The sequence below is a fragment of the Paenibacillus sp. S25 genome, from assembly GCF_019454085.1.
GTDB lineage: Bacteria > Bacillota > Bacilli > Paenibacillales > Paenibacillaceae > Paenibacillus > Paenibacillus polymyxa_B.
On the sequence record NZ_CP073683.1, the window covers coordinates 462,058 to 484,246 of the forward strand.

The following is a 22,189-nucleotide window of genomic DNA, read 5'->3' on the forward strand; positions in this document are numbered from 1 at the left end:
GGTACAGAAATGTGGAAATTTACACTGCGTCGGCTGCTGGTTATGATCCCTCAACTTTTTGCACTGAGCGTGCTTATATTTTTCCTGGCTAAGGCTATGCCGGGGGATGCCCTGACAGGACTTATTACATCGACACCCAATCTGAATCCGGCCGCACTGGAAGAACAGCGACAAAGACTGGGACTGAATGACCCGGTGTGGGTGCAGTATGGGAACTGGCTCGTCCAGCTTGCTCACGGGGATCTAGGCAAATCTTATGTACATAAAATTAGCGTTACCGATCTGATTGGCAGCCGTCTGGGAAACACGTTTTTTCTGGGCGTAGTAATTCTGGTTCTGACGTATCTGATCGCCATTCCGCTCGGCGTACTCAGCGGTCGTTATCAGCATAGTCTGCTGGACAAAACCGTAGTGGGCTATACCTATCTCAGCTTTGCGACACCTCTATTTATACTCGCGTTGTTGCTGCTATACGTATTCGGATTCAGGCTTGGCTGGTTTCCAACCAGCGGCAGTGTGGATGTAGGCGTGGAGCCGGGGACATGGTCATATTACGTGAACAAGTCGTATCATCTCATTTTACCGGCGGTTACAGGCGCATTGCTCAGCACAACGGCTACGATTCAGTATTTGCGCAATGAGGTCATTGACACACGACTGAAGGATTTTGTGAAAACCGCGCGTTCCAAAGGGGTGCCCGAAGGTAAAATTTATTCTCGCCATATTTTCAAAAACTCTCTATTGCCGATTGCTGCCTTTTTGGGCTATGACCTGACGGGAGTAATTGCAGGAAATATTTTCCTTGAATCTATTTTCGGTTATCCGGGGTTGGGCCAATTATTTCTCCAGTCCATCACTCAACGGGATTTTTCAGTCGTGAACGCGCTGGTCATGATCTCTGGCTTCTTGGCGCTATTAGGGACCCTTCTATCTGATGTCATCCTAAGTAAAGTTGATCCCCGCATTCGAATTGAATAGCGAACAAGTCTAGAGAAAGGGAGGGATTATGGTGTCTATACAGGTGGAGGAGGTCTTCACGCCGGAAATCATTCGTAAATCACCATCCAGTTGGTCTGTACTACGTCGTGAGCTGGTGCGTGACAAAATGGCCTTGGTTTCTATTGGCTTTGTAATTCTGTTCTTGATCTTTATATATGCCTCTGTTCTGTTTGTAAATCAGGATGTAGTCACGACGGTGGATTTGGGCGCAATCCGTGAAGCTCCCGGCTCAGTGCATTGGCTGGGTACAGACCGAGCGGGCAGGGATATTTTCGGTCAGCTGGTCATTGGAGCCCGCAATTCCTTCACCATCGGCTTTACGATTACATTGTTATCCGCCGCTATTGGCTTAACGTTAGGTTTGCTGGCTGGTTTTTATGGGGGGCTGGTCGATAACATCATCATGCGGATCATTGATTTTATTCTGGTACTTCCATTTTTGATGCTGGTCATCGTGTTTGTCAGCATTGTACCCAAAAGCGGCATAGGGTCCTTTATTTTCATTATGACCGCCTTTTTATGGATTGGAAAAGCACGTCTGATCCGGGCCAAGGTGTTGTCGGAGCGCGAACTGGATTATGTGCAGGCTTCCAAAACCCTTGGCACACCCAATTGTAAAATCATCTGGTTTGGCGTGCTTCCTAATCTTAGCTCGGTCGTGATCGTCAATCTGACCCTCAGCCTCGCGGGAAATATCGGGATTGAGACCGGGCTTTCTTATCTCGGCTTTGGCTTACCGGAATCTACGCCAAGCTTGGGTACACTGGTGAGTTATGCGAATGACCCGGATGTTTTGCAGAATAGCTGGTGGATGTGGTTGCCTGCCTCACTGCTTATTTTGGTGTTAATGCTGGCGATTAACTTTATTGGTCAGGCGCTTAAACGCGCCACGGATGCTAGACAACGACTGGGTTAAACGAAGTTCAAGGATAAGGACAATGACAAGGAGGGATTTACAATGGTTAAACGCTGGAAAAAAGGAATTCTGCCTGTTCTATCTGCAATTTTGGTGCTTTCACTGGCCGCATGCAGCGGCTCGCCTTCCGCTTCAAATGGAGGGAAATCGTCTGACGGTACAGGCGGCTCAGGGTCCGACAGCAAGCAGGTGAATACGACAGCGCTGGCGAAGGCGATCAAGAACGATAAGGCCCCGATTAAGGGTGGCATCATCAATTATGCACTCGTGTCTGATACCCCTTTTGAAGGTATTCTGAATCCTGTATTTTATGAAGGCAATCCTGATTTTGAAGTCTTCCAGTTTTTCTACCCTTCTATGTTTTCGATTGACTCCAATCTAAATATTGACGATAAAGGGGCGGCGACGATTTCCTTTTCCCCAGACAATAAGGCGGTGACTGTCAAAATTGATCCCAAACTGAACTGGACGGATGGTAATCCCGTAACGGCGGAGGACTATGCTTTTTCCTATGAAGTGATCGGTCATAAAGACTACGAAGGTCCGCGTTATGATAGCTTTATGACCAACATTGTGGGCATGGAAGATTATCACGCAGGTAAAGCCAAAACCATTTCCGGTATCAAGGTGCTGAATGAGAAAGAGGTTACCATTCGTTTTAAGGAACCTAATCCTTCGGTGAAATCGGGGCTGTGGTCTACACCACTGGAGAAAAAGGTGTTTCAGAATATTCCCGTGAAAGATATGGCCGGATCTGATCCTGTCCGCAAAAATCCGATTGGCTATGGACCGTTCAAAATTAAATCAATGGTCACAGGTGAATCTGTGGAATTCGTCAAAAATGAAGATTATTTCCACGGTGAGCCCAAGTTGGATGGACTTCATCTGAAGGTGGTGAACCCGAATGTCATTACCGAGGCGCTGAAAAGTGGAGAAGTTGACTGGGCCAGCTATCCAACCACCCGTTACAATGAGGCCAGCAATCCGAAAAATGTACAGTTTCTCGGTCAGGAGGAATTATCTTATAGCTATGTGGGCTTTAAGATGGGCAAATTCGATCAGGCCAAGAATCTAAATATCATGGACCCGAACGCCAAGCTGGCGAACAAGTCATTGCGTCAGGCCCTTGGCTATGCGCTGAATAATGAGCAGGTCGGCAAGCAGCTCTATCATGGACTTCGGATTCCAGCAACATCCCTGATTCCGCCTGCCTTTAAGGGATATCATGATGTGAATGCGAAGGGCATCACATATGATCCAGACAAGGCGAAAAAGCTGCTGGACGAGGCAGGATATGTGGACACCAATGGAGATGGATACCGTGAGGACCCCAAGGGCAAGGAACTGGTGCTCCATTATGCGGCAATGAGCGGAGATGCGACAGCTGAATCGCTGGCAAAGTTTTATTTGCAAAACTGGAAGGATGTCGGACTTCATGTCGAGCTGGTGGACGGTCGTCTGCTTGAGTTCAATTCTTTCTATGATCGTGTGCAGAAGGATGACCCCGGCATTGATATTTTTGGCGGCGCATGGAGTACAGGTACAGATGTAAACCCTAGTGGGCTGTATGGACGCGGAGCCAGCTTTAACTACTCGCGCTTTACCAGTGAAGAGAATGATAAGCTGTTGCAGGAAGGGGTGTCTGTGAAAGCCTTTGACGACAATTATCGTAAAGATATATACAATCAGTGGCAGGCGTATATGAGCGAGGAGGCGCCCATTGTACCGACGTTATTCCGTTATTCGCTGGAGGCAGTGAATAATCGGGTAGCTAATTACGATATTTCCCGTGGCAAGGAGTATGATGCAGACACGTTTGCGAATATTACGTTGACTGCGGAAAAAGCAGAAGTAGCCCAATAATCTCAAAAAAGCGCAATAACCTGAAGAAGAAGCGCGAACCGGATGGATCCGATTTTGCGCTTCTTTTGACCTTTTAGTGCGATCATTCTGGGGATTCTCGAAGGGAGAGAAGGAAGACGGAAATACGTCAGCTTCAATACTTCATTGCCGTATGCGAGGAACTGCACTTTACGAAAGCTTCGGAAAAGATCGGAATCTCCCAACCCACGCTTAGCTTGCAAATTAAGGCGTTGGAAGAGGAATTGGGCATGACACTTTTTGACCGTGCAGGCAAGAAAATTAAAATGACAGATGCCGGGAAATTGTTGCTGCAACACAGTGCACATGCGCTCAAGGATTTACAGCAAGCGAAGGCTTCCATTGAGGAGTTGCGCACCGAGCAACGCGGGAGTTTGCGGATTGGCATTGCATTACCGGAGCTGGAGGAACCATTACAAGAAATGCTTATCCATTTTCATCAGTCATTTCCTAAAGTCAGCCTGCACATCCATCCATCATTTGATGTAACAGAACAGCTGCTGGATAACCGAGTGGATGTTGGCATTACGCTGCATTCGGGTACGGATGAAAGGCTTGTCCAGCTTCCTCTTCGTACAGAGAACTACTGTCTTGTTGTTCCCGTAGAGCATGTGTTTTCCAACCGTTCTTCCATTACACTGGACGAATTGAGGCATGTACCCTGGGCGATGCAGCCAGAGTGTCATTCCGGCAGGAAGCTGATTGAGAAGTGCTTCCGTGATCGCGGGTATCCCTTTGCAATCGTCTTGGAGACAAATTCCATACCTTCAATCCTGCGCTGGGTGCAGGAGGGACTTGCTGTAACCCTACAGACGGAGTCCCTTGCGGCAGAATTGGATCGCTCACAATTTTGCACTGTACCTATTTTGTGCGGCGTGATCCAGGGTCAACTAGAGTTGATTTATCAGTCTGGCCGTTATCAGGGAGAAGCGTTGAAGCGATTGATTGAAAAGATACAAGCTGTACTAACAGTGCGTTCCAACTAGTGGCAACCCTAATGAGTATCAGGAGCTTTAATGTGTACGAACTTCCAGCCTGCGTGCAATCAGTGACATACTGTAATTGACAGCAAAGTACAGGAAAGCTGCGAACAGCAGGGCTGGAATGACAAAGGATTGATTTTGCCCACCGACAATCTGAATGTTATGCGTCAGCTCCGGCAAACTGATAATGACAGCCAGTGAGGTATCCTTGAATAGGGAAATGAACTGGCTGACCATCGGAGGCACCATGCGACGAAGCGCTTGGGGCAGAATGATATGCCACAAGGTTTGAGAGTAGCTTAGACCGGAGGAACGTGCGGCTTCCACCTGTCCTTTATGGACCGAATTCAGGCCGCTGCGCACAATCTCGGCGATCATGGCTCCCTCGAAGATCGACAGGCCTGTAATGGCTGCCCACTTGAGGGAAATCGAAATTCCGATGGATGGTAAAACCATACCGATGAAGAAAATAATGAGCAATAATGGAAGGTTGCGAATGAGATCAATGATAAAGGCTGCAACCTGTGAAATGACAGGTAAGCGGGTATAGCGCAGGATGCCGAATAAGATACCGAGAGCGAAGCTGAACACGATAGAGTAAATAGCAACCTCCAGCGTGAGCAGGAAGCCCTCCAGTATAAAACGCACATTAGGCCACACAAACAATCCACCGAAATCCATACGGGCTTCCCTCCTTAGGATGTTTTGGACAGACGCCGTTCCATGTATAGTACAAGAAAGCTAAGCGGAACCGTCAAGATAAGATACAACAGCGCCGTGATGGCGTAGACTGTGATGGGCAGGAAGGTATCCGAGTTAATGAGATCCGAGTAATACATTAGGTCCAGTCCGGCCACAATAGCCAGCACGGAAGAGTTTTTGACCAGATTAATGAATTGGTTGCCGATCGCAGGCAGTACAATTTTGATGGCTTGCGGTAAAATAATGCTGATCATCGTCTGGTTGTAACTCAACCCGGAGGACCTTGCCGCTTCAAATTGCCCCTTGGGCACAGATTGAATGCCGGCACGTATGGCTTCAGCAATAAAGGAGGCTGTGTATACAGTCAATCCGAGCGTTCCAGATACGAATCCGTCCAAAGGGATGCCCAAAGTAGGAAGTCCGAGATAAAAAAACAGTACGACGATCAGCAATGGGATATTGCGGATGACCTCTACATAGACGGTACCGATCCAGTTCAGCCATTTAAAAGGCGCAATTCGGAGGATGGCAATAATAGCCCCCAGAATAAAGCTTCCGATCAAGGCAATGACACTAGCTTGAACGGTATGAAGCAAGCCTTCTCTGAAACGGTCGCTATGATCGAAAAGTACGTTGATATCAAAAGTAAGCATCTGCGAATTTACCTCCTTATCCAGACTTAAGAAAGGAAGGAGCTCGCAATCGCGGCTCCTTCACAAGAATACTATTCGGGTTTAACCCCAAGCCATTGCTCGTGGAGCTTATCGTATTCACCGTTGCTTTTCAGTTCCTTGAGCGTATCATTAATAGCTTGTAGCAGTTCGGTTTGCCCCTTCTTTACTGCAATGCCGTAAGGTTCCTCTGTGAAGTTCCCGCCTACAAGAGTATAATTCGGGTCTTGCTGCTGCATGCCGAGCAGAATAGAGTTATCAGTAGTCAAGGCTTCTCCTTTACCTGCTTTGAGGGCGTTGAAAGCATCCTGATAGTTTTCGAATTCCAATATCGTTGCTTCAGGTGCTTTTTCACGGATATTTTTGGCGGAGGTAGAGCCTTTCACGGCGAGCACCTTGGTATTCGAGGTCAGAGACTCCAGCCCGGTGATGGGGCTCCCCTTTTTCACGAGCAGAGATTGCCCGGCGTTAAAATAGACATCGCTGAAATCGACCTGCTTTTTACGTTCATCCGAAATGGTCATCGTCGCGATAATGGCGTCAATGTCCCCGTTTTGCAATAAGGTGATTCGTGTTTTGGACGTGACTTCTTTTAGTTCAAGCTTGGTTTCATCGCCAAAAATATGTTTGGCTACAGCCTTGGCGATGTCGATATCAAAGCCTTCTACTTTTCCGCTAGCCGGGTCTTTCAGTCCGAACAGCTTGGTATCATATTTCACACCAACGACCAGTTTGCCACGCTGTTTGATCGCTTTCAGCCCGTTGACTGCTGCCGGCTCATTCCCCGACGTTGCTGCTCCTTCTTTGCCTCCACAGCCTGCCAAGACGAGCAGACAAGATAAAGCTACCAGCACCAAAGTACTCCATTGAAATCTTTTTCTCATCAGAACATTCCCCTTTCGATTTACGCTGCATTGGTAGTCTGTTTAATGATGAATCAGACGGCTCAGGAACAGACGAGCCCGTTCTTCACCCGGATTCTGAAAAAATTCGGCAGGTTGGCTGTCTTCCAAAATCTGTCCTTTGTCCATAAAAATCACGCGGTCCGCCACTTCACGTGCAAAGCCCATTTCATGAGTGACAATGACCATTGTGATGCCCTGATGGGCTAGCGAGCGCATAACATCCAGTACCTCCCCGATCGTTTCGGGATCAAGAGCTGAAGTAGGCTCGTCAAACAACATAATTTTTGGATTCATCGCGAGCCCGCGGGCGATCGCGACCCGCTGCTGCTGTCCACCGGACAATTGGGCGGGGTAGCTCTGTGCCTTTTCTTCGATTCCGACGCGCTTAAGATAGGTGATGGCTGTTTGGGTCGCTTCTTCTTTCGAGATGCCCAGTACCTTCATAGGTGCCAGTACAATGTTTTCAATCACCTTTTTGTGGGGATACAGATTGAAATGTTGGAACACCATCCCGATATTGCGACGGAAGGCATTAATATCAATCTTTTTGTCGTGTACCGGGATCTCGTTAACGATCAGCTCCCCATCCGATATCGCTTCCAGACGATTGATGCAGCGAAGCAAGGTGCTTTTACCCGAGCCGGAGGGACCGATGATTACGACGACCTCGCCCTCCTTAATCTGAAGATTAATGTCTTTGAGTACATGGAAGTGACCGTAATGCTTGTTGACATTGCGAAACTGGATCAGAGAGCTCACCCCTTTTTAGGCTTGGATACATAGCTTAGTAGACGGATTGACATGATCAAGCTCTATTAGAATTTAAAAATTTCTCTCATGATACTATAAGCTTACAATAAAAAACAAGATTTTATGTCACTAAACTTTACGTGTAATGTATTTTGGTGTGTTTTTTGCTAGTAAACTGTTATTTATATGTTGGGAATGAATGAATATCCGTAATTTTATGTTATTAAATTTGACATAAACTATTGATCCTCGACATGCCAAGGGAGAAACGTGACAAAAGCAACGCTATGTTTTACAGTAGGGAAGAAGGAATTTAGGGTAAAGGAAGGTTAGACAATGACGAAAGCTATTTCACCGCTAGTAACGGCATTGGGCATGGAGCCCCATCCAGAAGGCGGCTGGTACAAAGAGATGTGGAAGGCCCATTTCCAAATTCCGAAGCCTGTACTGCCGGATGTGTATTCCGGTCCGCGCTTTGCAGCTTCGTCTACGTATTTCTTGCTGCATCCGGGCGAGTTCTCCGAGTGGCATGTGGTCCATTCTGATGAGCTGTGGTTATATCATAGCGGAAGCCCTGTAGAGTTGAAATTGGGTGGAAGCGGAGAAGAGCCTGGTGAAGAAACTGTGATTATCGTCGGTGCGGATGTGGAGGCAGGACAGCATCCACAAGCACTCGTCCCAGGAGCAGTATGGCAAACGGCACGTCCGCTTGGGGATGAGCCCGTGCTGGTAACCTGTGTGGTTGCACCAGGATTCCACTTTGATGATTTCAAGCTGATTGCCAAGAATCCAACTGAATTATGATGTGAGCATTGGCGGGTGTATTTCTGTAATGAACAGGAATGGCCCGCCTGATTTATGTTTACTCATAGAAATAGGATCTTTAAAATAGCTTTAGGTGCTTAGTTTGGCCTGAACAATGAGACGATGGGTGGGGTTTACGAGAGGATCACATGTAATCAGTGTAAGCAGCTTTTGTTTTTTGAAGCTTTTCAGAACAGACACGTCCGTAGGATCGACCACCTTCAGGCTATAAACGCTATATACATATTGGCTACCCTGAGTGTTTACAACAATCTTATCCCCGATCTTCAATTCATTTAGACGATTAAATAAACGTCCAGAGGTACGGGCTCGATGAGCAGCAATGGCGGCATTCCCCGCTTGTCCCAGCGTCCCCGTTTCCGGCATATGTACAGCCGCGTGTCTCATATTTATCCTCGTTGCGCCTTCCAATACAGGGAGCTTTAAAGCAATACGACTTATACTAATAGTGGCTATGGGAGTTTGTTCATTAGCGCTTGCCATGGAAGCAGGGGATGGGGAAGTATTTTGTCGTGCTTCACTAACCGGAACTTCTGTAAGACGAGTGGACAAGCGAGCATAGCTGTCTGTAAGACTGGGAGTCGATAGCGCATCGCCTTTTCCTGATGGTGGCTCGGCTGCTTTTAATAGCTTGCTTTGTTCCCGATCCTCATTCCATTCCATCGCTTTAGGAAACAAAATAAAAAGTAAGCCTAACACAATAAATACGTAGGAAAGTTTACGCAGACTCAGCAATCTCGCCTCCCCTAAGCAATATACGGATTATACATATTTTTTGAAAAATGCCCCATTCCCGACTCATTCCAATCGGGAATGAGTCGGGAGATCAGGGCAGGTGATCGGTTTTATTTTTTGTTTGTTCGTCTGAATTTCAAAAATACGCCCCATATAACCATCGCTATGCCTGTCAAATAGAACGGAACGGGGCTGCTTTCACCTGTTTGGGGCAATTGATGTAACGCAGGTGTATCCTCTGGCTCTTCAGGTTCTTTTCCCGGAACCTTGAGACGGATCTTAGGTTCGGGATCGTCTTTCGAATTCACCGGAGGAGGAGGATCTTGATGAGGTATGACGGCTGGTGGCTCCGGCTCCGGCGGTATAGGCGCAGGTTCCTCCTGTGGAGGGACTATGTCCTCCGGAGACTTTGGCAATGACGGAGGAACGGTTATAGACGGATTATCGGGTATTTCTGGATCTTTGTCATGTTTTTTACCTGAGCCTCCGGACGGGGGTGAAGGGTCGTTTTTCTTTTCTTTACGATTGGTGATCACAACCCTCTTTACACCAGAACTTTGTCGCAGTGTTGCGTCTATTTTGATCTCGAGCTTGCCCTCGGTGACTTTATAGCCCTCCGGTGCTGCCAATTCTTCCAAGATGTAATCGTCATGAAGCAAGGAGGAAAAGATGATTTTGCCTTCCGCATTGGTAGTCTGAATGAGCGGGGCTCTTTTTTGACCTTTATCATAGAGCGCAAACTGTGCGCCAGGCAGTACCTTGTCAGGCATATCTTGATCTACCTTGGTCAGCTCAAGACTTTCGGTCACACCTCCGCCAGAACCGGAGCCGGAAGACGTTCGCACGATGATTTCCTGGCTGGTTTCCCGCATCTCTGTCGTCAAGCGCTCCCCCTCAAAGGCAACCTTATTACTCACCTTGGCTTTGTCTTCAGCATGAATGAATGATTGGTATTCAAGTATAAAAGCAGTGGAAATATCCTTGGCAAAAGAAACTTCAAAAGTTTGCTGGCCTTGAGCGTCTGTCTTGATATACAGCTTGTAATCTTGGTTTCTAATCAACTCGGTGCCTTTGGTGGTATTTCCGTTGGCAGCGATGATTGTAGAGTACAAATGAAAGGAATCCTCAATTAGGATTTGATTGTTGCTAGGCTGATCTATAATTTTAGCGTTGGATACATGGGACTGTCCTTCATTGATGCGGATGCTCCAATCGATCTTATTTCCATTTTGTGTACCGACTTTAGAGACATATTCTCCGCCATGAGGTACCGTGACTTGCGCTGCCCATTCGGAGACTGTTTTTTGTCCATCCAGTAGAAGGGCTTGATTATGGATTTCCTTTTCAATCAGTTCTCCTTCCAATGAAGTTTGAAAGGTAATCCAGTAGGGAGTCTGTATCTTATTTTTGAACTGGATACGCAATTCATTACCATTTTGCTCGGAGGGGGGAATAATGGTGTATTGATCTGCCGGGATTTCAGCCCCTTTTTGTACGCCATCCCACCATCCCAGCAGGGTCATATCGTATACCTTTACGGAGGCGGGCAGTAACTTCTGACCTTGCAACAAGGGGTCTCTCACTTCCGCGTGATTCAGAATCTTGCGATTGTAGTTAGCTTTAATGTCCCAGGTAATGAGCTTGAAGGTCGCATTATAGCTTCCTTGCTTGGCACCGTTTCGTTGTGTCATAAAGTCCGGCCAGATTGGGCACTCCACGTCTTGCGATGATCTTTCTCCGTTTTCAAACTGGTATTCTATAAGGGATTTATTACGAAACTCAGGCTTCGTCGTATCCGTTTTCCAGTCATTATTATAGGTGGTTGAATACTTGATCGTATAAGCTTTCTGAATGGTTTTATGAAAAATGAGCGTAAATCCTTGTTTATAGTCCTGTGATAGCGGAACCAGCTCATAATCCGTGGGCGCACGTAGCTCCGTTGTTCCGTCAACACTTTGAATTTTCATGGTGTCCGGTAACAAGGCCAAGCCCCCGTTTGGAAACACATCCTGAATGACAATATTTTTCATGGTGTACAAGTCCGTATTGATGGTAATCACCCAAGGTATGATTTTGGTGTTGTAATTGGGTGTGTCATACATTTTAGTCATAACTCCACTTATGATTTCCGTCGATACGATCTTCTGGGTTCCATCTGAGGTTATGATGTTTATAACTTTTTCATTTTCATAGACACGGCCTCTGGCTTGAGTCTGGTATCGGATGGTATAGGCTGAATCTACGTCGAAGTTGAATTGAAGTTTGAAGCCGTTGCGGTCCGGATAATCAACTGGGATGACAGTATACGCCCACGATGGGAGTTCCTCCAGTGTGTTTCCCTTAAATACTTTCAAAGAACCGGGCAGCAACTCTTGAGTTTTGTTGAAATGATCAATTAAAAGAGCTTTGGCTTCGGGGATTTTTGTCTCGCCGAAGTTATATCTTATGGCCCACGAGAGTGTTTGTGTGGCATGATCATATTTTTCAACCTTTTTGGACAAGAATTCTTCACCACGTTCTACCTGAACAGTAGCGGTAGCAGCAACGTTCTCTATTGCATCTCCTGAAAGTGTCGCTGTGTTGGAAAAACGTGTTTCGTCGCCAATAATACGCGTGGAATATTGAATCTGATAGGCCGTGTTCATGCTATCGTCTTGAAAACGAATCACAAACCCTGTCCCGGCTTGATCTGCTTCAATGGCATATTCACTCGCATTTACTAGGTCTCGAACAACGGTTGAGCCGTCGATATTGATTTGTAGATGATAGAGCCGGATAGAGTCTCTTCTGAGTTCCAGCCCTGAAGGAATGGGATCGGAGATGAGGGCATGTTTTACGGTGTTTAGCTGTTTATTCACATCAATGGTCCAGTCGATCTGGTTTGTGCCAGCTATTTTCCCTTGTTTGCTTAGGGGCGGCCCTGACTGGGGTTTGACATTCACGATGACCGTTTGCACCCCGCCTTTGATCGGAATCGCAATGATGATTTCTGTACTGCCTTTCACCGTTTCTTTTGTAAACTCGGTTTTAACTTGTAGTTTACCGCTGACATTGGAGTGATTCTCTACATATTGGTTAAAGGTCATGATAACCTTGCCCTGACGATCTACTGTGAAGTATCCCACGGTTCCGTCGGTAGTGACTAACGGAGATGAGATATCAGAGTAGATGACAAACTGTTCTGGTAAATGAAAGGTGAAGGTGTCCCCTGACTTATAGGTATTGTCAGGAAGCTCCCATTCATATCCTAGTTGGATGGCTGATCCGATGTCGAATTGGCTGCCGGGGCTATATACCGCATCAATGACACGACCTGTTTCGTCGGTCAGACTCAACTTCGTTAGTATGCTCTGTGGAGCTGCATCATGTTGAGATTTTGAACTGACTGCTCCTTGAACGAAGGGGACCGTGTTTGAAGGAATCTCCCCAGGAGGTTCAAGGTTTGGGACAACGTATACAGCATCTGTAACGGTATGTGTAGGATCAGATACAGCACTCTGCGGCAGTTCTGTAGCTGGAGCATCTGCGTAAGCCAGAGTTGCGCTGAAAAAGCTTTGGACAATGAGCAATAAGGCAATGATCATTACATTTATTTTTGTTCTCATGCTCCAAGTGATTCTCCTATTCATCGTAATATGGGTAATGCTTTGAAATTAGTATATTCAGCATGCTAGGCTGACATGACTATCCCAATAGAAAAAAAGCCCTGATCATAGTGATCAGGGCTTTCTTCGAGAGAGGCATAGCAATTTGTGATGGATCTATGTAAAAAAGACATAATAAAAAGCTCGTTCATCTGGTAGCTGGCTGCCATCTGGATAGGAAGGCCCTATAGTTTTGCGTCACTGCCTTTCGACAGTTTTGCCATTAACTTGAATAGCTTGTGCGTCTATCATCTATCAAACTGATTTCATGTAACCTCTCATTTACAACTTGGAACGGTTTCCCCATTTTTTGCGGAAGGAATGAGGTGTTTCTCCTACATGCTCCTTGAATAGGTTAATAAAATGGCTCGTATTGGGAATCCCTACGTACCTTGCGATATCCACAATGGACATGTCACTGGTTTTAAGCCAGCTTTGAGCGGCTGTGATACGGACATTAATGAGATAATCAATCGGAGAGAAACCGATCTGCTTTTTGAAATTTTTAGCCAGATTAAACTTGTTTAATTCAAACATATCTGCCAGCGAGTCCAGTGTTATTCGCTCACAGTAGGACTGATCCAAATATTGCTGTACCCGGCGTACTTCGCTGAGGGTTTCAGCATTCACATGTGGATGATCATAGGGATGCTGCAAAATGAACGTCAGTATTTCACCAATGAGCCTGGACGTTAGTAGCTCAGCGGAAAGACTTCTGTCAGACTGCCCGCAAATCAGGGCATGGAGCTTATCCAATATAATATACGGATTATGCATGGAAATGACCGGTTTATTATGCTTGGCAAATTGTTCGTAAAAATTTTCGATCAGGTTGCCATACAGGTACAGGCTGATAAACTCCCAGGATTCATGACCGGAGGTACTGTATTGAACATATTCCTCGCAATTAATAAAGAACAAATCTTGAGGTTTTAAGATATATTTCTTGTCCCGGTACAGTAATTCTCCCTTACCAGACAACGTAAAGACAAGCAAAAAAGAGGCAAGTTCTTTCCTTTCCATCGTAAAAGCAGAGGTTTTTTGGAAGTAGCCTAATTCCTGAATATATAAAAGGGATTGCTTGGCAAAAGCGGAGGGAGTACGTACAATTACGACCGGATCGCTATTCCAGAGGCCCAAGTTGTTTTTTTGGTCTGTTGTCATATTCAATTCCTTTACAAAAAAGCAATTTTATCTAGCATATCTTGGTTTGATTTACCAATATATAATGGCTGATTAAACATGATTTCCTATTTATAAAAGTTTATTTTATCACAACAAATATGTCTATATATCAAATTATGTGTGTGAGCTTTATGGGAGTCTCGCTTTTTATGGATATTTAACCTGATAATCCATATGAAAAAGTCGAATGCTGTTGAAAGAATCTGGGGTTATCATGGATTCAAATCCTTTCTGAGGTCAAATACCAAAATGGTACTGAAAAAAGGTATCTTATGCCCATTCAACTTTCTTGTTCACTTCTCCTTTCGGTTTAAAAAAAATGGGACTTGGTTCTGATAAAATGGTTCGTAAGGCTTATTATTGAAAATAAGAGTTTGGGCCCACCACTGTGATTTTGTTCACAAACATGAATGTAAAAAAGAGAGATATATGCATAAAAAATTACGCAAAAAGTGCCCTTGCGCGTTTCATCAAAAGTGCTTTCAACTTTGGAAATGACACGGGCAATGATATGATGGGTAATACAGGTATAGTGCTTTACTTACTCGATAGTCAGTTTGGAGGATTACAGGATGGGAAAACCAAAAAATACGAAAACCGCAGCGGCTTGGTCGCTCGTTATTCTAGGGGCAGGCTTTGCAGCCACATTGCCCTTCCAGCAATATGGCTGGGCTCGTTTGTTAGCCGGAGCTTTTGAGGCAGGACTTGTAGGTGGACTGGCAGACTGGTTCGCTGTCACTGCTTTGTTCCGTCATCCGCTAGGCATTCCGATACCACATACGGCGCTGCTTCCTAAAAATAGGGACAAGCTCACGAATGCATTGGTGAGTACCGTGGAAAATAACCTGCTAAACAAAGACAGCATTGCGTCTAAAATTGCAGATATTCGTTTGGCCGATTTGGTGCTGGGCGGTGTGGAAAAAGGAATGCGCACCCCAGAGGCGGCGGCATCCATAGATGTTCTTGCCAAGCGTCTCGTCCAGTCGCTCCCACTCGCGGAATTGGCTCCGGTCATCGTGGCAGAGCTCAAGCGGCAGGTGACTGACTTTGACGCCGGACCGCTGCTGGAGGCACTTGCTCGTCAAACCAGCGAGAAGGGCTATGATCGCCGCGCACTGGATTACACGCTGGAGCAAGCCGAGTCCTGGCTTTTGCGACCCGAAACGGGTTATACGCTGGGCACCTTAGGGATGCAGGCTGTTAGCGGTTTGCAGGTGAGCGGGCTGATGCAGTTTGCCTTGAACGCATTCCTCGGCTATCTGAACGAAGAGCGTATGGGTGAAATGATTCGTCATTTCCTGCTGGATCAGGTAGCAGAACTGCAAAGAGAAGAGCACCCGCGCCGTCAGGCTGTGCTGGATGGTTTGAGAACACAGGTGACCCGATTGGCGACGAAAGAAACGGTTCAGGAAGGGTTGAACGGCTGGAAGGATAGCCTTGTTGAAGCCTGGGAAGGCGATGCGTCAGTGCTGGGCAAAATGGAAGAACTGCGTATACGCTTATTGGACTACATGGAAGACGGAAGCTATGTGCAGACCTATATTTTACCGCTATTGGATCGGATGCTGACTGATTTAAGAGGGAATACCGAGCTGCTGGACAAGATCAATGTGCGAATTGTGGAAGGTATTACTGGACTGGTGGAAGCCAACCATAGTCGAATTGGTAACTTGGTACGCGAAAATGTAGACAAAATGGATAACAAATCCCTGATTGCACTGATGGAGGACAAACTGGGACAGGATTTGCAGTGGATACGTATTAACGGCGCAGTTACAGGCTTCCTGATCGGCATTGTGCTGACAGGTATCCGTATGCTAATCCAATAGACCAGAAAAAGCTACAGATAGGGTTGTGGAAGCATGAGGCTTTGGCATGAACATTTAATCGACAAATTACCCCGTCCGCAACTGCTGGGGCAACATCGCGAGTGCTGTGCCCTGCGCGGGAATGGGTGGGGCAAGCCACACGCCACCGTGAATTATGTGTTCGATTATCACCCAATGCTGCTGGTGCGCTATCATAGGCTCATTATGGACGAAATGAAAAGCAGAGGGTATAACGTTGATCCACTATGGGAACAGCCGTTGTATCGCGGTAAGCAGTGTGAGCCTTGGGAGGCGGAGTTGGGTGAGGAACTGGCAGGCGCGGGTGCATATGTGGAACATGACGATGAGTATATGAAGGAGTGCCTGGATAACCTGGCTTCCAAGGGTATTTTGATAGAGATTGAAGTGACCTAAAAAAGACGGGCTGCGGTATGTTCATCATTCAGATGAACATACCGCAAGCCCGCTTTTTTGATGCTTCAATGTTCAGTGTTTGGGAAGAGACTCGGGAAATTAGATTATAGAATCCAGCGGGTGACCTTTTCCAGCGGTTGTCTGGATTTTTCCCGTTTGGGTTCATGAACGCGATAACCGAAGGCAGCAATGACTGAAATATCGAGCAGCCCGTTCTCCAGCAGTCCTTCTTCCTCCAAAATGGCATGCACCTGATCGTAGTTAAAGCCCTCAATTGGACAGGAATCAATACCGATCTGAGCCGCCGCTGTCATCATATTGCCTAAGGCAATGTAGGTTTGCTTGGAAGCCCAGTCAAATAACGTACGTTCGTTTTCCAGTAAGCGTTGATTTTCACCCTGGAAAATCTTATAGCGGCCTGGCAGTGAAGCAAAGTCCTCCTCAGACATACCTTTAACCTCTTTATACATATACTCCACGTAAGGAGAATCATAACGAACATCCTTGCGCGCCAAAATCAGGACGACGTGGCTAGCCGCAGGAATCTGCTTTTGACCGCCGCTGGAAACTGCAGCCAACTTTTCTCTCAATGCCTGATTTTGTACAACTACAAACTGCCATGGTTCAAAACCAACGGAGCTTGGAGAAAGTCGCCCGGTTTCGAGAATGAACTGAAAATCCTCTTCTGATATGATGCGATTGGGATCGAATTCTTTCGTGGCGTGCCTGAACAGAAAGGCGTCCAGAATTTCTTGTTTTTTAGCTGATGTATTAGACATAAAATGTACTCCTTTTGGTATGGGTTTAGTTGGTACTCTATGGGTTTTCTGCTACTATAATGAGAGCTAATATCGAATATATAGTTATCATATAGAAAGTTTTTGCAGGGAACAAGTACGCACATATTTGTTCCTTGTCATACATCTGGGGCTATTGGTCTACACATTCTACAGAAAGAAGGGGTATACATGGCACAGGAGATGGAGCATGCAGTTAGCGTTAATTTTGGATGTCCGGTAGCGAAAACCGTCGGGGTTATAGGCGGCAAATGGAAGGGAGTCATCTTGTATCATTTGACCACAGGACCGCGGCGCTATAACGAAATTCGACGGACCTTGCCTAATATTACCCAGCGGATGCTAACCTTGCAGTTGCGCGAACTGGAGAAAGATGGAATTGTGCACCGTGAAATTTATAATGAGAACCCACCGCGTGTGGAATACTCGCTTACCCCGTTGGGAGATACGTTAAGGCCGTTGCTGGATTTTATGAGAGACTGGGGGATCTTCTATGGAGAACAGGGTTGCGAGCCTGTGACGACAACTTCCAAATCAGGCAAGCACTTTTGTTAAAGGGCATGAAGAAAGCCCGCCACATGATTTCATAGAAGACGCATAAGAAATCATTAGCGGGCAGAATAAGGTCTGATACACTTATTTAAACTCGATGGCTTCGTTCATCTGCGCCCAAGCCGTTTCTCCAATGATGCCCAAGCGCCAGATAGCGATTCCTTTGAGGTCATAACGTTTGGCTAAACCGATCTTGGCGTTAACGGTGCTATCTTTTTCACTACCCATCGAAATCCCCAAAATGAGCTTGTCCCGCGAGGTTTCCTTCAAGGCCAGTTGTATGGCTTCATCCACTTTATCCAAAGGCTCAGGCGTAGCCTTTTGTCCGTAATCATAGGCCATGATGATCAGATCGTCCGCCAGATTGCCCAGCGTTTTGTAGTCATAGCCAGAGTAAGAGCTGTTCAGCGGATGCAGAACGACGGTGAGCTTGAGCCCGGCCTGATGCGCTTTGGCCGATAGCTTTTTAATAAAGGTGTTGTAGTCTGAACGCGCTTTGGCTTTATCGCCGCTCCAGCCCAATCCTTCCAGGTCTAGCGTAATGCCTTTAAATTGTTTGTCGGTGGCGGTGCTGACGATTTGGGAAATGGTTTGTTCTTGAAGCTGCGCATTTTCCAAAACCTTGGTCAGCTCGTGATTGCCATCTCCGGAATAGACCATCAGGTAAGGGGAAGTCCCCTGGCTATCTGCCTCTTGTACAATGGACTCCGGTGTTACGGTTCCAGCGGCTTGAGGCCATTTGTATTCCTTGCCGTTTGTCGTAAATTGTCCGTTCGTATCAATTCGACTCCAGCCGAAGGCAACTGCGTTAAAATCCGGTATTTTGGATTTTTGGTCAAAGGAAGAAAGCGCATAGAAGCCTACTGTATACATAGCTTCACGTGGCGATGTAATGGAGACCGTCCGTGTTCCCTGGTTCCAGTTCACCGTGGCTCCAAACTGCTGCCCGAAAAAGCCCAGCGGAATCATGGTGCTGCCGTGCACGGTTTGCGGAGCGGCTGTTAGTTGAACCGTTTGTCCGTCCACTGTGGCATTGCGGCTACCCATCTTTAGAACCACCTGCTTGGTAGCAGAGCCTTGCGCCTTGGTAGCAGTGATGCTTTGGCTGGCTTGATCCCATTTCACTGTAATGCCAAGAGCCTCAGAAATAGCGCGAAAGGGAACCATGGTCGTGCCGTTCATCATGGCAGGTTGTACGGGGAACGGTAATGGATATCCGTCCAGCATAATGCTGATCTTACCGGTCTCGGCTTGTGCCAAAGGGCTATAGAAGCCCGCTGCGGTACTCAGAAAAATAGCACTAGATAACAGAGCCTTATTTACGATTTTCATCCTATGATCTCCTATGCTCAATAGATTGCAATGCTATCATGTTAGAATCGTGAGGTATCTACCATTTTACCAAAAAAAAGATAGAAAGGTGAATGTGAAATAATAGGATGAGATGAATCTGAGTATGTATTAAAGCTGAATATTAATCGTTTTCTTTCATACAAAAAAAGCTGACCCCTTTAACTAGGTGTCAGCTTTTTCTTTTTAAAACGATCTTAACTTTATACGTAACCCAGATTACTTGCGACGCTTGAGTGCAATGCCGACAGCTGCGGCACCAAGAACGACTGCAATGATAGAGAGGATGAGTGCTGTCGTTTGTGCAGCAGAGCTGGCTGGAACAGAAGCGGCAGGTGCAGCTTCTACAGCATTGTTCGAAGCAGGTGTGGGGCTGCTGCTATCTTTAGTCGTATCTGTGCTCGCGTGACCTGCTGCCGTACCTGCCGAATCGTGTCCGTTGTCTGCGGCAGGGGCAGGAATTGCGGACGTGGCATCCGCCGTGATTTCGGTAATGGAATGAGGGTTGTTACTTCCTTCGTCGCCTGTCCATTCCACGATACTTCCGTCGCTATAATATTGGAAGGCATCCCAGGCTGCTGCGGTATTCTGGTCTGCATTTTGCGCTACAAAGCTGAAACGCTGATACTGACCCGCTTGAATGCCGTCTTTTTCAGTCGTCCAGGTTACGGTGGTTACTTTGCCAGAGCTGTCTTTTTCGGTGGCTACCTTCCAGTCCGGTACAGGCTCGTATTGTTTGAAAACGACCTCTTTCGGAATTTTCAAGGCGACTTTGATGGTTGGAATGTCTTTTTCCACGGGTACTTTCAATGTGTACGTTTCCCACGCATTAGGTTGTGAAATAGAAGGCTTAACTGTCACATGTGCACTGGCCATGCCTGCAAAAAGTAAGGCACCCGCCGCAATTAGACCCACAGAGGTTGCAAACCTGGAAAATCTGGATTTTGCTGTTTGAATCGTTGTATTCATATTCATTTCGCTCCTTTTAAGTATAAAATAATTATTTTTTACCGCCTACATGCAGGGTGAATTCAGCATCAACGGCATCGAGTGAAGCCGTCAGAGCATGTACTTTTACCGTCCATGTTCCTTCGGAGGTTATCAATTCCTGACTGCGGAATGGCTGTTGCTGCTTCACGGGCAGAACAAACTCCTGTTGATCTTGGTCAGGGTCTGCTGGAGTGAGCGTTAATGTGACCTGCTGGATTCCTGAAGCGGCAGCACCCTTGCTATCCTGAACGGATACCTTAAATTCATTGCTGCCCACAGCATTGGGACTGACTGCGAGCGTAACGTTGTATCCGCCCGTAGTGCGAGTCTCCTCAAACGGTACAGCAGGTGCCTGGCCGGGTGACAGGTGAGTGAGCACCGCGGTCAACAGCATCACGAGCATGCCGACGGACACTTCAGCACGCAATCCCCGGGCGGCTTGCTTGCTGGGCGCCGCTTGCCGTGCGCTGCGGAATTGGCTGGCCGCGAAGGCCAGCATGACTAGCAGCAGCGCTGCTTTGCCGAGCAGAACGAGTCCATAGGACGTGTTCAGCAGCATGGAGGGAGCCGGAATGTACAGCACGGCTCCATATATACCGGTGGCGAGTAACGCTGCCACCATCGCAATGCCCCAGCCGGCGAAGCGGCGCAAGGTGGCTTGTCGCAGAGTTGCCCGCTCGGATACGGGCAACTCTGCTCCGGCAACCGGCAGGCACACGACCATGACGGCAAGTGAGCCGATCCAAAAGGTTGCTGCCGCGAGATGGACGAAGTCCGCCGCAATGGCTGGAGCTGGATGCGTAGCCGCTGCCGGATGGCCGACAAAGGCTTTGGACAGCATGAGGCATAGCGTTAAGAGAGCTGAGCTGTAGCCCCAAAGACGGCGCTGACGATTCGAAATGCTATAATCCAGCGCGTAAATCAGCGTTACGCTTAGGAGCAGCACGAGAATCATCTGGATAAACCAGATTTGCCCGGCTCCAGTAAACTGGAGAGCTTCTCCCAGAATCGGGAGTGAGAAGCCCTCTCTGATGGAAACCCCGGCATCCCATGAAGCCTGAAGGGGCAGGCTGAACAGAATGGCGGCAGACGTTATGCCGTAGCCGCTCCATAGCAGCTTAGTCCAGCGAGGCAATGTTTCAAAGGGCCGCTGATTTTGCTTATGCTGTTCACTTCGATTCTTGTCTTGGTCTATGCTCGGTAAGATGAACAGCCGGAAACAAATTGCTCCAAAAAGCAGCGATAGTCCTATGTAAAGAAACCAACGGACAGCGATTAAGTCGATTCGTGATGTCCCTGAGCCTTCAGGTGCGGTAGCTTGATGGGTAGGCGCATTGGAACTGCTGCCTACTTGAAATGGAATGACTCCATTAACCGGATGTCCATCTGCGGATAAAGCTCTCCAATTGACAGAGTAAATTCCATTTTTCATCCCTGGAATCAATTGGATTTCCATGGTGGCTTTGTGATTCGGGTCAAGCTGTGCTTTTCCTGTATCGACCCGCTTGCCTGTTTCGTCGGTCACTTTGATCGACATGAAGGCAGATTGCAAATCTTCATTGAAGGTGATGGTCACCTGAGAAGGCGACTTGTCCAAAACCTGATTTTCGGTCGGACTGGATTCAATGACAAATGCATGAGCCCACGAAGAGTGAGGAAACAGGATCAGAAGGGGGAGACACAGCAATAAAAGACAAGCCACGCGGGCTGGTCTGGACAGGTACAACATGCCTGTGAAGTCACCTTCTCTCGATTACTTGAAGCGAGGATATCCCCATTTGTAACATTTTATACAGGAGGATTTTGCAAAAATCCAATAAGCGACTTCCAATGAACAATATATAGATCGAAATGGCCTAGTTCGTCTAGATATTGCACTTTGGAGCGACTGGAATCGAATTTTGCAAAATCCTGACGGACAAACCCATTCCTACCTTAATCATAGTGCATATAGCGTGAATAGATGGAGCGAAATATGACATTTATATGAAATTTGAAATAATAAGCATTATACAAAATGCCAATCATATGAAAACCCCTAGCGTGGTTGAATTCAGGACG

Annotated in this window: 19 protein-coding genes, 1 pseudogene and 1 riboswitch; of the genes and pseudogenes, 9 read left to right on the forward strand and 11 right to left on the reverse strand. The window is 47.0% G+C overall.

Annotated features, from left to right (window positions below):
* Window positions 1–9: 9 nt before the first annotated feature.
* The 5 genes and pseudogenes from opp4B to KAI37_RS02085 all read left to right on the forward strand — a co-directional run bounded on the left by opp4B (window position 10) and on the right by KAI37_RS02085 (window position 4,782).
* Window positions 10–978 carry an oligopeptide ABC transporter permease gene (opp4B, locus tag KAI37_RS02070; protein WP_104497429.1) on the forward strand — a complete coding sequence of 323 codons (969 nt, stop codon included), beginning with the start codon at window positions 10–12 and terminating at the stop codon, window positions 976–978.
* A 28-nt stretch (window positions 979–1,006) separates the two neighbouring features.
* Complete coding sequence (locus KAI37_RS02075; RefSeq protein ID WP_220030622.1) at window positions 1,007–1,915, forward strand: ABC transporter permease; 909 nt, start codon at window positions 1,007–1,009, stop codon at window positions 1,913–1,915.
* Window positions 1,916–1,957: 42 nt separating this feature from the next.
* Window positions 1,958–3,778 (forward strand): oligopeptide ABC transporter substrate-binding protein, encoded by a 1,821-nt coding sequence (opp4A, locus tag KAI37_RS02080; RefSeq protein WP_220030623.1) that lies wholly within the window; start codon window positions 1,958–1,960, stop codon window positions 3,776–3,778.
* Between the two features lie 161 nt (window positions 3,779–3,939).
* Window positions 3,940–4,020 (forward strand): annotated as a pseudogene (locus tag KAI37_RS26240) (LysR family transcriptional regulator); the annotation flags it as partial.
* Between the two features lie 6 nt (window positions 4,021–4,026).
* Entirely contained in the window at window positions 4,027–4,782 is a 756-nt protein-coding gene (locus tag KAI37_RS02085; protein ID WP_258383034.1) for a LysR family transcriptional regulator substrate-binding protein, read from the forward strand.
* Between the two features lie 27 nt (window positions 4,783–4,809).
* Here the strand turns inward: KAI37_RS02085 and KAI37_RS02090 are convergent, their stop codons facing one another.
* From KAI37_RS02090 to KAI37_RS02105, 4 genes are all read right to left on the reverse strand, one after another.
* Window positions 4,810–5,460: an amino acid ABC transporter permease gene (locus KAI37_RS02090; RefSeq protein ID WP_071639273.1), complete on the reverse strand. Its 651-nt coding sequence runs from the start codon at window positions 5,458–5,460 to the stop codon at window positions 4,810–4,812.
* A 14-nt stretch (window positions 5,461–5,474) separates the two neighbouring features.
* Window positions 5,475–6,134, reverse strand: a complete 660-nt coding sequence (locus KAI37_RS02095; RefSeq protein ID WP_023986681.1) for an amino acid ABC transporter permease — start codon at window positions 6,132–6,134, stop codon at window positions 5,475–5,477.
* A gap of 71 nt (window positions 6,135–6,205) precedes the next feature.
* Window positions 6,206–7,036 carry a transporter substrate-binding domain-containing protein gene (locus KAI37_RS02100; protein WP_220030624.1) on the reverse strand — a complete coding sequence of 277 codons (831 nt, stop codon included), beginning with the start codon at window positions 7,034–7,036 and terminating at the stop codon, window positions 6,206–6,208.
* Between the two features lie 42 nt (window positions 7,037–7,078).
* Window positions 7,079–7,816, reverse strand: coding sequence for an amino acid ABC transporter ATP-binding protein (locus KAI37_RS02105; RefSeq protein ID WP_275955751.1), 738 nt, complete (start codon window positions 7,814–7,816; stop codon window positions 7,079–7,081).
* A gap of 327 nt (window positions 7,817–8,143) precedes the next feature.
* Between KAI37_RS02105 and KAI37_RS02110 the strand changes: the two genes are divergently transcribed.
* A complete protein-coding gene (locus KAI37_RS02110) occupies window positions 8,144–8,611 on the forward strand; it encodes a cupin domain-containing protein (protein ID WP_220030625.1) in 468 nt (155 codons plus the stop codon).
* A 90-nt stretch (window positions 8,612–8,701) separates the two neighbouring features.
* Here the strand turns inward: KAI37_RS02110 and KAI37_RS02115 are convergent, their stop codons facing one another.
* The 3 genes from KAI37_RS02115 to KAI37_RS02125 form a co-directional block, all read right to left on the reverse strand.
* Window positions 8,702–9,367, reverse strand: a complete 666-nt coding sequence (locus KAI37_RS02115) for a class D sortase (protein ID WP_071639275.1) — start codon at window positions 9,365–9,367, stop codon at window positions 8,702–8,704.
* 110 nt (window positions 9,368–9,477) lie between these two features.
* Entirely contained in the window at window positions 9,478–12,972 is a 3,495-nt protein-coding gene (locus tag KAI37_RS02120; protein ID WP_220030626.1) for an LPXTG cell wall anchor domain-containing protein, read from the reverse strand.
* A 190-nt stretch (window positions 12,973–13,162) separates the two neighbouring features.
* A riboswitch (cyclic di-GMP riboswitch) is annotated at window positions 13,163–13,243 on the reverse strand.
* Window positions 13,244–13,293: 50 nt separating this feature from the next.
* The gene (locus tag KAI37_RS02125; protein ID WP_071639278.1) at window positions 13,294–14,175 is read right to left on the reverse strand and encodes an AraC family transcriptional regulator; all 882 of its coding nucleotides are present in this window, start codon (window positions 14,173–14,175) and stop codon (window positions 13,294–13,296) included.
* Window positions 14,176–14,768: 593 nt separating this feature from the next.
* Here KAI37_RS02125 and KAI37_RS02130 point away from each other — a divergent pair.
* Entirely contained in the window at window positions 14,769–16,025 is a 1,257-nt protein-coding gene (locus tag KAI37_RS02130) for a DUF445 domain-containing protein (protein ID WP_220030627.1), read from the forward strand.
* 33 nt (window positions 16,026–16,058) lie between these two features.
* Window positions 16,059–16,439, forward strand: a complete 381-nt coding sequence (locus tag KAI37_RS02135; protein ID WP_029514679.1) for a TIGR02328 family protein — start codon at window positions 16,059–16,061, stop codon at window positions 16,437–16,439.
* A gap of 104 nt (window positions 16,440–16,543) precedes the next feature.
* Here the strand turns inward: KAI37_RS02135 and KAI37_RS02140 are convergent, their stop codons facing one another.
* On the reverse strand, window positions 16,544–17,218 hold the full coding sequence (locus KAI37_RS02140; protein WP_220030628.1) for an NAD(P)H-dependent oxidoreductase: 675 nt from the start codon (window positions 17,216–17,218) through the stop codon (window positions 16,544–16,546).
* 189 nt (window positions 17,219–17,407) lie between these two features.
* Here KAI37_RS02140 and KAI37_RS02145 point away from each other — a divergent pair, with 189 nt between their 5' ends.
* Window positions 17,408–17,791, forward strand: coding sequence for a winged helix-turn-helix transcriptional regulator (locus KAI37_RS02145; protein ID WP_076294527.1), 384 nt, complete (start codon window positions 17,408–17,410; stop codon window positions 17,789–17,791).
* 81 nt (window positions 17,792–17,872) lie between these two features.
* On the opposite strand, the gene KAI37_RS02150 is transcribed toward KAI37_RS02145, so the two are convergent.
* The 3 genes from KAI37_RS02150 to KAI37_RS02160 form a co-directional block, all read right to left on the reverse strand.
* A complete protein-coding gene (locus KAI37_RS02150) occupies window positions 17,873–19,120 on the reverse strand; it encodes a stalk domain-containing protein (RefSeq protein WP_220030629.1) in 1,248 nt (415 codons plus the stop codon).
* Window positions 19,121–19,357: 237 nt separating this feature from the next.
* Window positions 19,358–20,107 (reverse strand): YcnI family copper-binding membrane protein, encoded by a 750-nt coding sequence (locus KAI37_RS02155; protein WP_220030630.1) that lies wholly within the window; start codon window positions 20,105–20,107, stop codon window positions 19,358–19,360.
* 31 nt (window positions 20,108–20,138) lie between these two features.
* The gene (locus KAI37_RS02160) at window positions 20,139–21,857 is read right to left on the reverse strand and encodes a copper resistance CopC/CopD family protein (protein ID WP_220030631.1); all 1,719 of its coding nucleotides are present in this window, start codon (window positions 21,855–21,857) and stop codon (window positions 20,139–20,141) included.
* Window positions 21,858–22,189 lie beyond the last annotated feature (332 nt).

Excerpts from the sequence above, each read along its gene's own strand:
- opp4B (WP_104497429.1), top strand. The coding sequence starts at position 10 with ATGTGGAAATTTACACTGCGTCGGCTGCTGGTTATGATCCCTCAACTT.
- KAI37_RS02075 (WP_220030622.1), top strand. The coding sequence starts at position 1,007 with ATGGTGTCTATACAGGTGGAGGAGGTCTTCACGCCGGAAATCATTCGT.
- opp4A (WP_220030623.1), top strand. The coding sequence starts at position 1,958 with ATGGTTAAACGCTGGAAAAAAGGAATTCTGCCTGTTCTATCTGCAATT.
- KAI37_RS02085 (WP_258383034.1), top strand. The coding sequence starts at position 4,027 with ATGACACTTTTTGACCGTGCAGGCAAGAAAATTAAAATGACAGATGCC.
- KAI37_RS02090 (WP_071639273.1), bottom strand. The coding sequence starts at position 5,460 with ATGGATTTCGGTGGATTGTTTGTGTGGCCTAATGTGCGTTTTATACTG.
- KAI37_RS02095 (WP_023986681.1), bottom strand. The coding sequence starts at position 6,134 with ATGCTTACTTTTGATATCAACGTACTTTTCGATCATAGCGACCGTTTC.
- KAI37_RS02100 (WP_220030624.1), bottom strand. The coding sequence starts at position 7,036 with ATGAGAAAAAGATTTCAATGGAGTACTTTGGTGCTGGTAGCTTTATCT.
- KAI37_RS02110 (WP_220030625.1), top strand. The coding sequence starts at position 8,144 with ATGACGAAAGCTATTTCACCGCTAGTAACGGCATTGGGCATGGAGCCC.
- KAI37_RS02120 (WP_220030626.1), bottom strand. The coding sequence starts at position 12,972 with ATGAGAACAAAAATAAATGTAATGATCATTGCCTTATTGCTCATTGTC.
- KAI37_RS02125 (WP_071639278.1), bottom strand. The coding sequence starts at position 14,175 with ATGACAACAGACCAAAAAAACAACTTGGGCCTCTGGAATAGCGATCCG.
- KAI37_RS02130 (WP_220030627.1), top strand. The coding sequence starts at position 14,769 with ATGGGAAAACCAAAAAATACGAAAACCGCAGCGGCTTGGTCGCTCGTT.
- KAI37_RS02135 (WP_029514679.1), top strand. The coding sequence starts at position 16,059 with ATGAGGCTTTGGCATGAACATTTAATCGACAAATTACCCCGTCCGCAA.
- KAI37_RS02140 (WP_220030628.1), bottom strand. The coding sequence starts at position 17,218 with ATGTCTAATACATCAGCTAAAAAACAAGAAATTCTGGACGCCTTTCTG.
- KAI37_RS02145 (WP_076294527.1), top strand. The coding sequence starts at position 17,408 with ATGGCACAGGAGATGGAGCATGCAGTTAGCGTTAATTTTGGATGTCCG.
- KAI37_RS02150 (WP_220030629.1), bottom strand. The coding sequence starts at position 19,120 with ATGAAAATCGTAAATAAGGCTCTGTTATCTAGTGCTATTTTTCTGAGT.
- KAI37_RS02155 (WP_220030630.1), bottom strand. The coding sequence starts at position 20,107 with ATGAATACAACGATTCAAACAGCAAAATCCAGATTTTCCAGGTTTGCA.
- KAI37_RS02160 (WP_220030631.1), bottom strand. The coding sequence starts at position 21,857 with ATGTTGTACCTGTCCAGACCAGCCCGCGTGGCTTGTCTTTTATTGCTG.